Source organism: Serratia sp. ME47 (assembly GCF_903970925.1).
GTDB classification, from domain to species: Bacteria; Pseudomonadota; Gammaproteobacteria; order Enterobacterales; family Enterobacteriaceae; genus Serratia; species Serratia ureilytica.
This window is the reverse complement of record NZ_CAJCKE010000006.1, coordinates 46,242-60,407: the sequence shown is the minus strand read 5'-3', so window position 1 is coordinate 60,407 and position 14,166 is coordinate 46,242. Positions and strand designations below refer to the sequence as shown.

The 14,166-nt window shown below is 61.8% G+C and carries 12 protein-coding genes and 1 other annotated feature; of the genes, 10 read left to right on the top strand and 2 right to left on the bottom strand.

What is annotated here, in order from left to right:
- Positions 1–8: 8 nt before the first annotated feature.
- Complete coding sequence (gene mscK, locus H7A77_RS08785) at positions 9–3,401, top strand: mechanosensitive channel MscK (RefSeq protein ID WP_182074068.1); 3,393 nt, start codon at positions 9–11, stop codon at positions 3,399–3,401.
- A gap of 31 nt (positions 3,402–3,432) precedes the next feature.
- On the opposite strand, the gene rsmS is transcribed toward mscK, so the two are convergent.
- Positions 3,433–3,612, bottom strand: a complete 180-nt coding sequence (rsmS, locus tag H7A77_RS08780) for a pleiotropic regulatory protein RsmS (RefSeq protein WP_016928837.1) — start codon at positions 3,610–3,612, stop codon at positions 3,433–3,435.
- 108 nt (positions 3,613–3,720) lie between these two features.
- Positions 3,721–4,257, bottom strand: a complete 537-nt coding sequence (gene priC / locus H7A77_RS08775) for a primosomal replication protein PriC (RefSeq protein WP_033642112.1) — start codon at positions 4,255–4,257, stop codon at positions 3,721–3,723.
- Positions 4,258–4,391: 134 nt separating this feature from the next.
- Between priC and H7A77_RS08770 the strand changes: the two genes are divergently transcribed.
- The 9 genes from H7A77_RS08770 (at position 4,392) to H7A77_RS08730 (ending at position 14,158) form a co-directional block, all read left to right on the top strand.
- Positions 4,392–4,772 (top strand): DUF454 family protein, encoded by a 381-nt coding sequence (locus H7A77_RS08770; protein WP_016928835.1) that lies wholly within the window; start codon positions 4,392–4,394, stop codon positions 4,770–4,772.
- A gap of 268 nt (positions 4,773–5,040) precedes the next feature.
- The gene (gene apt / locus H7A77_RS08765) at positions 5,041–5,592 is read left to right on the top strand and encodes an adenine phosphoribosyltransferase (RefSeq protein WP_019454166.1); all 552 of its coding nucleotides are present in this window, start codon (positions 5,041–5,043) and stop codon (positions 5,590–5,592) included.
- Positions 5,593–5,684: 92 nt separating this feature from the next.
- Complete coding sequence (gene dnaX, locus H7A77_RS08760) at positions 5,685–7,643, top strand: DNA polymerase III subunit gamma/tau (protein ID WP_047025747.1); 1,959 nt, start codon at positions 5,685–5,687, stop codon at positions 7,641–7,643.
- Positions 6,976–7,040 (top strand) — a sequence feature (DnaX frameshifting element). (Overlaps the previous gene by 65 nt.)
- Before the next feature lie 41 nt (positions 7,644–7,684).
- A complete protein-coding gene (locus H7A77_RS08755) occupies positions 7,685–8,014 on the top strand; it encodes a YbaB/EbfC family nucleoid-associated protein (RefSeq protein WP_004940264.1) in 330 nt (109 codons plus the stop codon).
- Complete coding sequence (recR, locus tag H7A77_RS08750) at positions 8,014–8,619, top strand: recombination mediator RecR (protein ID WP_004940263.1); 606 nt, start codon at positions 8,014–8,016, stop codon at positions 8,617–8,619. The genes H7A77_RS08755 and recR overlap by 1 nt, the downstream gene beginning before the upstream one ends.
- A 142-nt stretch (positions 8,620–8,761) precedes the next feature.
- Positions 8,762–10,627, top strand: coding sequence for a molecular chaperone HtpG (gene htpG / locus H7A77_RS08745; RefSeq protein WP_164489252.1), 1,866 nt, complete (start codon positions 8,762–8,764; stop codon positions 10,625–10,627).
- A 202-nt stretch (positions 10,628–10,829) separates the two neighbouring features.
- A complete protein-coding gene (gene adk / locus H7A77_RS08740; protein ID WP_004940261.1) occupies positions 10,830–11,474 on the top strand; it encodes an adenylate kinase in 645 nt (214 codons plus the stop codon).
- Between the two features lie 165 nt (positions 11,475–11,639).
- Positions 11,640–12,773, top strand: a complete 1,134-nt coding sequence (locus H7A77_RS08735) for a sugar diacid recognition domain-containing protein (protein ID WP_089191266.1) — start codon at positions 11,640–11,642, stop codon at positions 12,771–12,773.
- 119 nt (positions 12,774–12,892) lie between these two features.
- A complete protein-coding gene (locus H7A77_RS08730) occupies positions 12,893–14,158 on the top strand; it encodes a GntP family permease (protein WP_042783808.1) in 1,266 nt (421 codons plus the stop codon).
- Positions 14,159–14,166 lie beyond the last annotated feature (8 nt).

Below are 14,166 nucleotides of genomic sequence, written 5' to 3'. Positions count from 1 at the left end.
GCTAAATCATGCATCGCTGGTTGACTCTGCCCTCTCTGACGCCGCGCTCGTTTGTCGGCGCATGCCGGCGGCGCATCGCCGCCGCGACACTCCTTTTCCTGATTTGCGCGCTGAGCTCGCCGGTGCAGGCGGCGCTGAACGGCGATTTGCCGCAGCGCAGCGAAGTGCAAAGCCAGCTGGAAGCGCTGAACAAGCAAAAAGCCCTGACGCCGGTCGAAAAGCTGTCCCAACAGGATTTAACCCGCACGCTGGAGCTGCTGGACGCCATCGAGCGCAATCGGCAGGACGCCGCACAGCTTAAACAGCAGGTGCAGCAGGCGCCGGCGAAACTCAATCAGGTGACCGCCGAACTGGATGCGCTGAAGCGGCCGGTAGACAATGCGGCGGCGCGCGCCGCGCTGTTGCCGCTGTCGCTGCGCCAATTGGAAAGCCGGCTGTATCAAACGCTCGACGAGCTGCAAAGCGCGCAGGAGAGCCTCTCTACTTACAACAGCCAACTGGTGTCGCTGCAAACCCAGCCTGAACGAGTACAAAGCACCATGTACGCCGCTTCGCAGCGCCTGCAGGAAATCCGCAGCCAGCTCAGCGGCCAGACGCCGGGACAAGATTCGCTGCGCAACAGCCAGCAGGTGATGCTGACCACCGAGCAGGCGTTGCTCAACGCACAGCTTGAGCTGCAGCGCAAAAGTCTGGAAGCCAATACCACGCTGCAGGATCTGCTGCAAAAACAGCGTGATTACACCACGGCGCATATCGACGCGCTGGATCGCTCGGTGCAGTTGCTGCAGGAGATCGTCAACAGCAAACGTTTGACGCTGTCTGAAAAGACCGCCAAAGAGGCGCAAAACCCGGAAGACGCCACCGATATCCAGCACGATCTGTTGGTCAGCAAACAGCTGGACGTCAACCGCCAACTGAGCCAGCGGCTGATCGCCGCCACCGAAGAGAGCAACACCCTGTTCCAGCAGAACATTCGGGTCAAAAACTGGCTCGACCGCGGGCTGCAGGCGGAGCGTAACCTGAAAGAACAGATCCAGGTGCTGAAGGGCAGCCTGGTGCTGTCGCGCATCTTGTATCAGCAGCAGCAGAGCCTGCCGCAGGGCACGCTGTTGGCGGATATGGACACGCGCATCGCCGATTTGCGGCTGGAGCAGTTCGATATCAATCAGCAACGCGACGATCTGTTCAAGGGAGAGGATTACATCAACCAGCTGGTGGCCGAAAGCAAGGAAAAGGCCGGCCCGGAGGTGATCGACGCGTTAAACGAGATCGTCGATATGCGCCGTGAACTGCTGGATCAGCTGAACAAGCAGCTCAGCAACCAGCTGTCGCTGTCGATCAACCTGCAGATCAATCAGCAGCAGCTGACCAGCGTTTACGGTTCTCTGCAAGATACGCTGACCCAGCAGATTTTCTGGGTCAACAGCAACAAGCCGGTCGATCTGGCGTGGCTGAAGGCGATGCCGGAGGCGGTGCGCGATCAGATTGCCGGGCTCGATCTCAAATTCGACGGCGGCAAGCTGGTGCAGGGCGGGTTGAATGCGCTGGTGTTCCTGATCCCGATGCTGTTGGCGATCGGGGTATTGCGCTGGCGCTACCGGCTGATCGACGGCCATTTGCAAAAGCTGGCCAACGACGTGGGGCAACTTAAGCGCGACGGCCAACTGCACACGCCGAAGGCCATCGCGCTGACCTTGCTGAAAGTGTTGCCCGGCGCCGCGTTACTCCTCGGCGTCGGTTTCTGGATGTATCGCGCGGATTTCGGCATCAGCGACTTTATATGGGCATTGTCGCAGCAGCTGGCGCTGTCGTGGCTGGTGTTCGGCTTCAGCTATCGCATGCTGAAACCGGGCGGCATCGCCGAGCGGCATTTCAACTTCGGCGCCAACCTGTGCGCGCATTACCGCCGTCAGACGCTGCGGCTGGGGTTGGCGCTGCAGCCGTTGATCTTCTGGTCGGTATTGGGCGAGAAAGCGCCGCTGCGTCTGGTGGAAGACGTGATCGGCCAGATCGTGGTGATGTTGACGCTGGCGCTGCTCACGGTGCTGGTGTTCCCGCTGTGCCGCGACAGCTGGCGTGAAAAAGGCTCGCATGCCGTGCGGCTGGTGGTGGTCACCGCACTGGCCGCCACGCCGCTGATCCTGCTGGGGCTGATGTTCGCCGGCTACTTCTATACCACGCTGCGGCTGGCCAGCCGCTGGATAGACAGCCTGTATCTGTTTTTCCTGTGGAATATCGTATACCTGACCGCGCTGCGCGGCCTGAGCGTGGCGGCGCGGCGTCTGGCTTACCGGCGCGCGTTGGCGCGGCGGCAAAACGTGGCGAAAGAAGGAGCCGAAGGCGGCGAACCGGTGGTGGAAGAGCCGCCGCTGGCGCTCGATCAGATCAACCAGCAGTCGCTGCGCCTGACCACCCTGGTGCTGTTCGCCATCTTCGCCAGCGCCTTCTACGCCATTTGGTCGGATCTGGTGACGGTCATCGCTTATCTGGACAGCATCACGCTGTGGCATTACACCAGCACCGTGGCGGGCAGCAGCGTGTCGCAGGCGGTGACGCTGGGCAACATGATGGTGGCGATCGCCGCAGTGATTGTCGCCTACGTGCTCACCCGCAACTTGCCCGGTTTGCTGGAGGTGGTGGTGCTGTCGCGGCTGCAACTGCGGCAGGGGGCGTCTTACGCCATCACCACCGTGCTCACTTACCTGATTACCGCCGTGGGCGCCGTGGTTGCGCTGGGATCGCTCGGCGTATCCTGGGACAAACTGCAATGGCTGGCCGCCGGTCTGACGGTCGGGCTGGGTTTCGGCCTGCAAGAGATCTTCGCCAACTTCGTCTCCGGCCTGATCATTCTGTTCGAACGCCCGATCCGCATCGGCGATACCATCACCATCGGCACCTTCTCCGGTTCGGTCAGCAAGATCCGCATTCGCGCCACCACCATTACCGACTTCGATCGCAAAGAGGTGATCATTCCGAACAAGGCGTTCGTCACCGAGCGTCTGATCAACTGGTCGCTGTCCGATACCATCACCCGCGTGCTGATCAAGGTCGGCGTGGCCTACGGCTCCGATCTCGACAAGGTGAAAAAGGTGCTGCTGCAGGCGGCGCACGACAACCCGCGGGTGATGACCGATCCCGAACCGCAGGTGTTCTTCCTCAACTTCGGCGCCAGCACGCTGGATCACGAACTGCGGCTCTATGTGCGGGAACTGCGCGATCGCAGCTACACGGTGGACGAACTGAATCGCTCAATCGACCGCTTGTGCCGGGAAAACGGCATCGACATCGCCTTCAACCAGCTGGAGGTGTATCTGCATAACCAGCAGGGCAACGAAGTGCAGGAAGTGAAAAGAACGCTGTCGCCGGACGACGGCGGCCAGACGGCGGCGGATAAGCAATGAGAGGCGAAAGGGACAGCGGCGCTGTCCCCGGTTACTGTCCGGCAGGCAGATAGGGAGAGGTGACGCCGGCGCGCTGCAGCTTTTCCTGATAATCCCGTTTGACGATATCCAGCGCCGCCAGCGCGGTGGCCGGATCGATCTCGTTGCATTCCAGCAGGTAAATCAAGTCTACCGCCAGCTGCAGTTCGGGTGAGGCGTTTTCCAGAGACATAGCACCTGCGCTTATTTAATTAATGGGATGAATAACTCGGGTATCGGCAGAGTATAGTGAACCCGGCGCGCAACCGGGGAATAATCATTAAAATATTGTGATAAATCTTCAAAAACCGTTTTCTTTGCGCTCGATATTGCGCTCGATGCGCGCCAACGCCTGACGACAGCGCATCAGCCGCCCCTCCAGCGCCGCCAGCTCGTGCTGCAGCTTTTGCTGCGCCGCCAGCGTGGTCTGGCGCCCCAGCAGGCTTTCCCGATCCTGAATCATGGCGATCAGCCGGCGTTCGTAATCCTGATGCTCGGCCAGCTTGTGGTAGAGATCGACCTCGGGGGCTTCCTTCGGCTGATTTTTGCGCCGCAGCGCCTGGGTCGCCAGCTCGCGCTGCAGGGCGGCGATCTGAGCCACCAGTTTTTCGGCCAGAAAGGCCACCTGGCTGGCGCGGCTGTCGTTAGCGGCGTTTTGCAGCTGGGCGAAGTTTTTCTCCACTTCGGCCAGGTAGTCGCGCAGCCGCGTGCCGCGGTTGGCGAACAGGGCGGCGTCGAACCGCGCCTGCGGGATCGGGGCGTCGCCGCGCGGGCTGACTTCGGCCGCCAGCGCCGCGATCTGCTGTGCCAACACCTGTAATAGACGCTGAGTGCTCACATAAGCTCCCTCTTGATTTCAACAGGCGTAAGCTTGCCCGCGATGCCGTCCTGAAACAAGCGCCGCATGCATATTCCGCCGGCGCGGCGCCGATGCTACAGTAAGCCGCAACCGATTGAGGAGCGAAGAATCGCATGACGCGTGGGTTATTGATCATTTTGGGCTGGTTGGCGGTGGTGCTGGCGACGTTGGGCGTGGTGTTGCCGCTGTTGCCGACCACGCCGTTCCTGCTGTTGGCCGCCTGGTGCTTCGCCCGCTCTTCGCCGCGCTTTCATCACTGGCTGCTGTACCGTTCCTGGTTTGGCCCTTATCTGCGCCATTGGCAGCAGCATCGCGCGCTGCCGCCGGGGGCGAAGTGGAAAGCGGTGCTGGTGATCGTGCTGACCTTCGCCTGTTCGCTGTGGCTGGTGAAAATCTGGTGGGTGCGCGGGCTGTTGCTGCTGATGTTGGCCATTTTGCTGACCTTTATGCTGCGCCTGCCGGTTATTGATCTGCCGCAACAAAAACAGCGCTGATTGTACCTTAAACTCCTCAATAGCTTTCAAGCCGCAGCCAGGCGACAAACGCAGGCATCCCCGGGAGCTTACTTAGGTAAGTAATGCGTGCGGTCAACAACGCTGTGGGGTGAAAGATGCAGGGGAGAGTTGCATTTGTCCGCCAGTTTGCATAGATTTGGGCGTTTTCGTGCGCGGATCGCCTGCCATTTTTTCTCCGGTGTGTTTCACCCGGGGGCGGCGGGTGAGCGGCGCGCCGGTTTTCAGGCAGTTTTATCAGGCAACAATTATGACCGCTACTGCGCAGCAGCTTCAGTTTATTAAAGACAGTATCAAAACCATCCCGGATTATCCGAAGCCGGGCATCCTGTTCCGCGACGTGACCAGCCTGCTGGAAAACCCGTTGGCCTACGCCGCCAGCATCGAGCTGCTGGTTGAGCGCTATCGCGAAGCGGGCGTGACCAAGGTGGTGGGTACCGAAGCGCGTGGTTTCCTGTTCGGCGCGCCCGTCGCGTTAGCGTTGGGCGTCGGTTTCGTGCCGGTGCGCAAACCGGGCAAACTGCCGCGCGCCACGCTCAGCGAAAGCTATGAGCTGGAGTACGGCACCGACAAGCTGGAGATCCACACCGACGCCATCACCGCGGGCGACAAAGTGCTGGTGGTGGACGATCTGCTGGCGACCGGCGGCACCATTGAAGCGACCACCAAACTGATCCGCCGTCTGGGCGGTGAAGTGAAAGACGCCGCGTTCATCATCAACCTGCCGGATCTGGGCGGAGAAGCGCGTCTGAACAAGCTGGGCATCGACTGCTACTGCCTGGTGGACTTCGCCGGTCATTGATGCGGCATCGCCCCTTGGGCACAACGGCCTCGCGGATTGCCGCGGGGCTGTGTTAGCATGACCCTCCAGATTACTCGACTTCTCCGGTATTAATGAGCTATCAGGTTCTCGCCCGTAAGTGGCGCCCTCAAACGTTCGCAGACGTGGTCGGCCAGGAACATGTCCTGACCGCGCTGGCCAACGGCCTCTCGCTGGGGCGGATCCATCACGCCTATCTGTTCTCGGGCACGCGCGGCGTGGGGAAAACCACCATCGCCCGCTTGCTGGCCAAAGGCCTGAACTGTGAAACCGGCATCACCGCCACGCCGTGCGGCCAATGCGACAACTGCCGCGAGATCGAGCAGGGGCGCTTCGTCGATCTGATCGAGATCGACGCCGCTTCCCGAACCAAGGTGGAAGATACCCGCGATCTGCTGGACAACGTTCAGTACGCGCCGGCGCGCGGCCGCTTCAAGGTCTACCTGATCGATGAAGTGCACATGCTCTCGCGCCACAGCTTCAACGCGTTGCTGAAGACGCTGGAAGAGCCGCCGCCGCACGTCAAATTCCTGTTGGCCACCACCGATCCGCAAAAATTGCCGGTGACCATTCTTTCCCGCTGCCTGCAGTTTCACCTCAAAGCGCTGGACGTCGATCAGATCCGCCAGCAGCTGGAAACGGTGCTGACGGCGGAGCAGATCACCAGCGACGCCCGCGCGCTGCAGCTGCTGGCGCGCGCCGCCGACGGCAGCATGCGCGATGCGCTGAGCCTGACCGATCAGGCGATCGCCATGGGGCAGGGGCAGGTGACCGCCGCCACCGTCAGCCAGATGCTCGGTACGCTCGATGACGAGCAGCCGCTGGCGATCCTCGAAGCGCTGGTCAGCGCCGACGGTGAAAAGGTGATGGCGCAGGTCGCGCAGGCCGCTTCGCGCGGCGTGGATTGGGAAAACCTGCTGGTGGAGACGCTGGCGTTGCTGCACCGCATTGCGATGGTGCAACTGCTGCCTTCGATGCTCGACAACCACTACGCCGCCGTGGAACAACGGCTGCGTGAGCTGGCGCGCACCCTGCCGCCGGCCGATGTGCAACTCTATTACCAGACGCTGTTGGTGGGCCGCAAAGAGCTGGCCTATGCGCCGGATCGCCGCATGGGGGTTGAGATGACCCTGCTGCGCGCGCTGGCGTTTCACCCGAAAGCGGTGATCCCGGAGCCGGTGGCGTTGGTGCAGACCGCGCCGACGCCGATGGCGCAGCCGCAGCAGGCCGCATCGCCACAGCCGCCGCAGTTTCAGGACGCGCCGCCGCCGCTAGGGCAGCCGGCCGCGCCGCAGCGACAATCATCGACCCCTTTACCGGATGCCACCGCCCAGCTGTTGAAAGCGCGGTCCCAGCTGCAACGGCAGCAGGGAGCATCCACACCAAAAAAGAATGAGCCGGCGGCGCCAGGAATAGCGCGGCCGGCAAACTCGGCGCTGGGGCGTTTGGCTTCCGTGACCGAGCGCAGCCAGCAGCGCCTGGCGGAGAAGAAGGTGCCGGAAAAACCGGCGAAACCGGAAGCCTATCGTTGGCGCGCGCAGACCGAGCCCGAGGCGGCGCCGGAACCGCTGGCGACGCCGAAAGCGCTGCGCACGGCGTTGGAGCACGAGAAAACGCCGGAGCTGGCCGCCAAGCTGGTGGTGGAGTCGCTGGAGCGCGACGCCTGGGCGGCGGAAATCGATAAGCTGAAGATCCCGAAACTGGTGCAGCAGCTGGCGTTGAACGCCTTCAAGCAGCAGCCGGAGCCGGGCAAGATTAGCCTCCATCTGCGGTCTTCGCAGCGCCATCTGAATTCGCCTTCGGCGCAGAAGACGCTGGCCGACGCGCTCGGTGAGCTGTACGGCAGCCCGATCGAGCTGACCGTGGTGGAGGACGATAATCCGGCGGAGCGCACCCCGCTGGAATGGCGACAAGCCATCTATGAGGAAAAGCTGGCGCAGGCGCGCCAGTCCATCGAAGCGGATACCAACATTCAGACGCTGCGCCGATTCTTCGACGCGGATCTGGATGAAGAGAGTATTCGCCCCCTTTAAACGCTGCGCGATGTGCGCGGCCCTAGCGACGAGAGACGACTATGTTTGGTAAAGGCGGTCTGGGCAACCTGATGAAGCAAGCCCAGCAAATGCAAGAAAAAATGCAGCAGATGCAGGAAGAAGTCGCCAAATTGGAAGTGACCGGCGAATCTGGCGCCGGCCTGGTGAAAGTCACCATCAATGGCGCGCACAACTGCCGCCGCGTGGAAATCGATCCAAGCCTGATGGAAGACGACAAAGAGATGCTGGAAGATCTGATCGCCGCTGCGTTTAACGACGCCGCGCGCCGCATCGAAGAGACCCAGAAAGAGAAAATGGCCTCCGTCTCCAGCGGCATGCAGTTGCCGCCTGGCTTCAAGATGCCGTTCTGATGCAAACCAGCCCGCTCCTTGAATCCCTGATGGAGGCGCTGCGCTGCCTGCCGGGCGTCGGCCCGAAATCGGCTCAGCGCATGGCGTTTCAGCTGCTGCAGCGCGATCGCAGCGGCGGCATGCGCCTGGCGCAGGCGTTGACGCGCGCGATGTCGGAGATCGGCCACTGCGCCGACTGCCGCACCTTCACCGAGCAGGACGTCTGCACCATCTGCGCCAATCCGCGCCGCCAGCAAAACGGCCAGATTTGCGTGGTGGAAAGCCCGGCGGATATCCACGCCATCGAGCAGACCGGCCAGTTCGCCGGGCGCTACTTTGTGCTGATGGGGCATCTGTCGCCGCTGGACGGCATCGGGCCGGGCGATATCGGTCTGGATCGCCTGGAGCAACGGCTGGAAAAGGAAAGCATCACCGAAGTGATCCTCGCCACCAACCCGACGGTGGAAGGGGAGGCGACCGCCAACTATATCGCCGAGATGTGTGGCCAGTATGGCGTGCTCGCCAGCCGCATCGCCCACGGCGTGCCGGTGGGCGGCGAGCTGGAGATGGTCGACGGCACCACGCTGTCGCATTCGCTGGCGGGACGCCACGCCATCAAGTTCTGATGTTTTCCCGGATGGGGCCGCCCGGCCCCATTGTTTTTTGCCAAAAATTTCCCGCCGTCCGCTTGAAAAACAAGACCCTGACCCTCATCTGATCCTCATTGTTCGATTTTGGTAGCCATTGTCTTTGAGGTAATCAATGAGTATGAAAGGTCAAGAAACCCGCGGGTTCCAGTCTGAAGTAAAACAGCTGCTTCATTTGATGATCCATTCGCTGTACTCCAACAAAGAAATTTTTCTGCGCGAGCTGATCTCCAACGCCTCTGACGCCGCCGACAAGCTGCGCTTCCGCGCTCTGTCCGCGCCGGAGCTGTATGCCGGCGACGGCGAGCTGCGCGTGCGTTTGTCCTTCGATAAAGAGCAGCGCACCCTGACCATTGCCGACAACGGCATCGGTATGCGCCGCGAAGAAGTGATCGAAAACCTCGGCACCATCGCCAAATCGGGCACCAAAGCGTTTCTGGAATCCATCGGTTCCGACCAGGCGAAAGACAGCCAACTGATCGGCCAATTCGGCGTCGGTTTCTACTCGGCGTTCATCGTGGCGGACAAAGTGACCGTGCGCACCCGCGCGGCCGGCGCCGCCGATGACGAGGGCGTGTTCTGGGAGTCCGCCGGTGAAGGCGACTACACCATCGCCGACATCACCAAAGAAACCCGCGGCACCGAAATCACCCTGCATCTGCGCGAAGGCGAAGATGAGTACCTCGACGCCTGGCGCCTGCGCTCGGTGATCGGCAAATATTCCGATCACATCGCCTTGCCGGTGGAGATCGAAAGCAAGAATGAAGAAGACGGCACCGTCACCTGGGAGAAGATCAACAAGGCGCAGGCCCTGTGGACCCGCAGCAAGGCTGACGTGACCGACGAAGAGTACAAAGAGTTTTACAAGCACATCGCCCACGATTTCACCGATCCGCTGAGCTGGAGCCACAATCGGGTGGAAGGCAAGCAGGAATATACCAGCCTGCTGTATATCCCGGCGCAGGCGCCGTGGGACATGTGGAACCGCGATCACAAGCACGGCCTGAAGCTGTACGTGCAGCGCGTGTTCATCATGGACGACGCCGAGCAGTTCATGCCGAACTATCTGCGCTTCGTGCGCGGCCTGATCGATTCCAACGATCTGCCGCTGAACGTATCGCGCGAGATCCTGCAAGACAGCCGCGTGACGCAGAACCTGCGCGGCGCGCTGACCAAGCGCGTGCTGCAGATGTTGGATAAGCTGGCCAAAGACGACGCCGAAGGCTACCAGAAATTCTGGCAGCAGTTCGGTCTGGTGCTGAAAGAAGGCCCGGCGGAAGACAACGGCAACCAGGAAGCGATCGCCAAACTGCTGCGCTTCGCCACCACCCACGGCGACAGCTCGGTGCAGACCGTGTCGCTGGAAGAGTACGTCGGCCGCATGGCGGAAGGGCAGGAAAAGATTTACTACATCACCGCCGACAGCTACGCCGCCGCCAAGAGCAGCCCGCATCTGGAGCTGTTCCGCAAGAAAGGTATCGAAGTGCTGCTGTTGTCCGATCGCATCGACGAGTGGATGATGAGCTACTTGACCGAGTTCGACGGCAAGCCGTTCCAGTCGGTCAGCAAGGCGGATGAAACGCTGGATAAACTGGCGGATGAAACCGAAGAGCAGAAGGCGGCCGAGAAGCAGTTGGAACCGTTCATCGAACGCGTGAAAACCCTGCTGGGCGACCGCGTGAAGGATGTGCGTCTGACGCACCGCCTGACCGATACGCCGGCGATCGTGGTGACCGACGCCGACGAGATGAGCACCCAGATGGCCAAGCTGTTCGCCGCTGCGGGCCAGCAGGCGCCGGAAGTGAAGTACATTTTCGAGCTTAATCCTGAGCATGCGTTGGTCAAACGCGCATCCGACGTGGGCGATAACGAACATTTCGCCGAGTGGATCGACCTGCTTTTGGATCAGGCGCTGTTGGCTGAACGCGGCACGCTGGAGGATCCGAACCTGTTCATCCGCCGCATGAACAAGTTGCTGTCCGCCTGAAGTTGATTATATGCGCCCTTAACGGCACCGTTAGGGGCGCATTTCCTGTTTTTCCCTGCATTTTCCCCTCTTTTGTTCGCTTGAATTTTTGCATGTTCCGCAATCGATTTCCTTCGCGCGCCTTGAGCCTGCCCCCCCTGAAATGGTATCGTTGAGCGTTTTCGCAATTTTATAAAAACTACATAGCAAGGGGATTTACGCAATGCGTATCATTCTGCTGGGCGCTCCGGGCGCTGGTAAAGGTACTCAGGCTCAATTCATCATGGAGAAATACGGCATTCCGCAAATCTCCACCGGTGATATGTTGCGCGCAGCCGTGAAGGCCGGCAGTGAACTGGGCAAGCAGGCGAAAGAGATCATGGACGCCGGCAAGCTGGTGACCGATGAGCTGGTGATCGCGCTGGTCAAAGAGCGCATCGCTCAGGAAGATTGCCGCAAGGGCTTCCTGTTGGACGGCTTCCCGCGCACCATTCCGCAGGCTGACGCGATGAAAGAAGCCGGCATCAACGTGGACTTCGTGCTGGAGTTCGACGTGCCGGACGAGCTGATCGTTGACCGCATCGTTGGCCGCCGCGTGCACGCGCCGTCCGGCCGCGTATACCACGTGAAGTTCAATCCGCCGCAGGTGGAAGGCAAAGACGACGTGACCGGCGAAGAGCTGACCACGCGCAAGGACGATCAGGAAGAGACCGTGCGCAAGCGCCTGGTGGAATACCATCAGATGACCGCGCCGCTGATCTCTTACTACAGCAAAGAAGCGGCAGCGGGCAACACCCAATACCGCAAAATCGACGGCACCCGCAAGGTGGCCGAAGTGAGCGCAGAGCTGGCGACTATCCTCGGTTGATAGCAAGCTGGCTGTGCATGACGCCGGGCCTGTGGCCCGGCGTTTTTTTTTGCCGTTTTCCCGCCAAATTGTGATCGCGGCGGCTTGTTGCGGCCGTGCCCGTTAATCGCCCGCGCCAAATGGCGTATAACAAGCCTGCGTTTTCATCCTCAGCAGGGAGCCGGCATGCTCAGACAGACCAAACTTCTGGCGGAAGCCACCGCGCGCCAGATCGTCCAGCGGGCGATGGGCATCATCAGCCATTCCGTCAACGTGATGGACAGCAACGGCGTGATCATCGCCTCCGGCAACCCGCAGCGTCTGTTCCAGCGTCATGAAGGCGCGGTGCTGGCGTTGGCGGAGAATCGGGTGGTGGAAATCGATCGCGCCACCGCCGAACACCTGAAGGGCGTGCGGCCCGGCATCAACCTGCCGTTCAGCTTTCGCAATCAGCGGGTGGGAGTGATCGGCATTTCCGGCGAGCCGGCCGAGGTGCGCGCCTACGCCGAGTTGGTCAAAATGGCGGCGGAGATGATGGTGGAGCAGGCGGCGCTGCTGGATCAGCACCAGTGGGAAAAACGCTACCGGGAAGAGCTGGCGAACCAGCTGTTGCAGCCGCAGCCGAACACGGCGTCGCTGGAAGCGATGGCGGCGTATCTGGGATTGGATCTGCGCCAGGCGCGCATCGTCTGGATCGTCGAGCTGCAAGAGGCGCAGCCGCACCTGCTGCGCGAACTGCTGGCTGAGCTGGAGGCCACCCAGCGCGATGCGTTGATCGCCATTACCGGCTTCAATGAAATGACCCTGCTGCGCCCGGCCAGCATGGCGCAAGGCGAGTGGAGCCTGAAGCTGGAGCGCCAACAGGCGCAGCGTTTGCAAAACCAGCTAAAGCATCGCTTTCGGGTGCGGCTGATCGTCGGCGGTTTCTACGACGATCCGCAAAGCGCCTACCGCTCCAGCCTGACCGCGCGCGCCACCCAGGCGATGGCGCAGCGCCTGAAATTGCGCCACGCCACGCTGTTCTACCACGACTATCCGCTGCCGTCGCTGCTGTGCGATCTCGGGGAGGACTGGCGAGCGCAAGAGCTGGGGCGTCCCTGGCGGACGCTGGGCGAACAGGATGAAAAAGGCGTGCTGCGCGCCACGCTGCGCCACTATTTTTCGCAGAATTGTGATCAGACGCAGGCCGCCGCGCAGCTGCATATTCACGTCAATACCCTGCGCTATCGCCTGCAGCGCATCGAAGCCATAACCGGCATGAAAATCAATCAATTAACTGACTCTCTGCGGTTGTATATCGGCATGCTGATGCACGACTGAGTTGTGCCAACCCACAAATTCCGCGCCGTTCCTTCGGCGATTTTTTGTTGTTTCCCCTCAGGCCAACGCCGGGCGCGCGGGATATGTTGGCCTGCACATCAACCACGGAGAAAACAACAATGACAACCGTATCCACTCTGGGGGCGCTGGTGGCGTTAGCCGTCGCCATCGTCCTGATTCTACGCAAGGTTCCACCGGCTTACGGCATGATTGCCGGCGCGCTGGCGGGCGGGCTGTGCGGCGGCGCCGATCTGGTGCAGACCGTGACGCTGATGATCGGCGGGGCGCAGGGCATCACCAACGCCGTGATGCGCATTCTGGCGGCGGGGGTATTGGCCGGGGTGCTGATCGAATCCGGCGCGGCGCACACCATCGCCGAAACTATCGTACGCAAGGTGGGCGAAACCCGCGCGCTGCTGGCGCTGGCGGTGGCTACACTGATCCTGACGGCGGTGGGGGTGTTTATCGACGTGGCGGTGATCACCGTCGCGCCGATCGCGCTGTCGATCGCCCAAAAGGCCGGCATTTCTCGTGCGGCGATCCTGCTGGCGATGATCGGCGGCGGCAAGGCCGGCAACGTGATGTCGCCCAACCCGAACACCATCGCGGCGGCGGACAACTTCCACGTGCCGCTCACCTCGGTGATGATGGCCGGCATCGTGCCGGGGCTGTGCGGCCTGGTGGTGGCCTATCTGCTGGCGCGTCGCCTGAGCGATAAAGGTAGCAGGGTGATGGCTGAAGAGCTGACTCAGCATGCCGAAGGGGCGCGGCCGGGCTTCGCTGCGGCGATCAGCGCGCCGCTGGTGGCGATCCTGCTGCTGTCGCTGCGGCCGATCGCCGGTATCGCCGTTGATCCGCTGATCGCGCTGCCGGCCGGCGGTTTGGCGGGCGCGCTGCTGATGGGGCGCATTCGTCAGTGCAATCAGTTTATGGTCTCCGGCCTGTCGCGCATGGCGCCGGTGGCGATCATGCTGCTCGGCACCGGCACGCTGGCGGGCATTATCGCCAACTCGGCGCTGAAGGATGTCTTGATTACAGGTTTGACGCACACCGGGCTGCCGGCCTGGCTGCTGGCGCCGCTGTCCGGCGCGCTGATGTCGATGGCGACCGCCTCGACCACCGCCGGCACCGCCGTCGCCTCCGGGGTGTTCAGCTCCACGCTGCTTGAGCTGGGGGTGAGCGGATTGGCCGGCGCGGCGATGATCCATGCGGGCGCCACGGTGCTGGATCACCTGCCGCACGGCAGCTTCTTCCACGCCACCGGCGGCAGCGTCAATATGGCGGTGCACGAGCGGCTCAAACTGTTGCCGTATGAAACGCTGGTGGGGTTCACCATCGCGGCAATCTCGGCGCTGATGTTTGGCGTATTTAACCTGGCGGGATAAGGAACAGT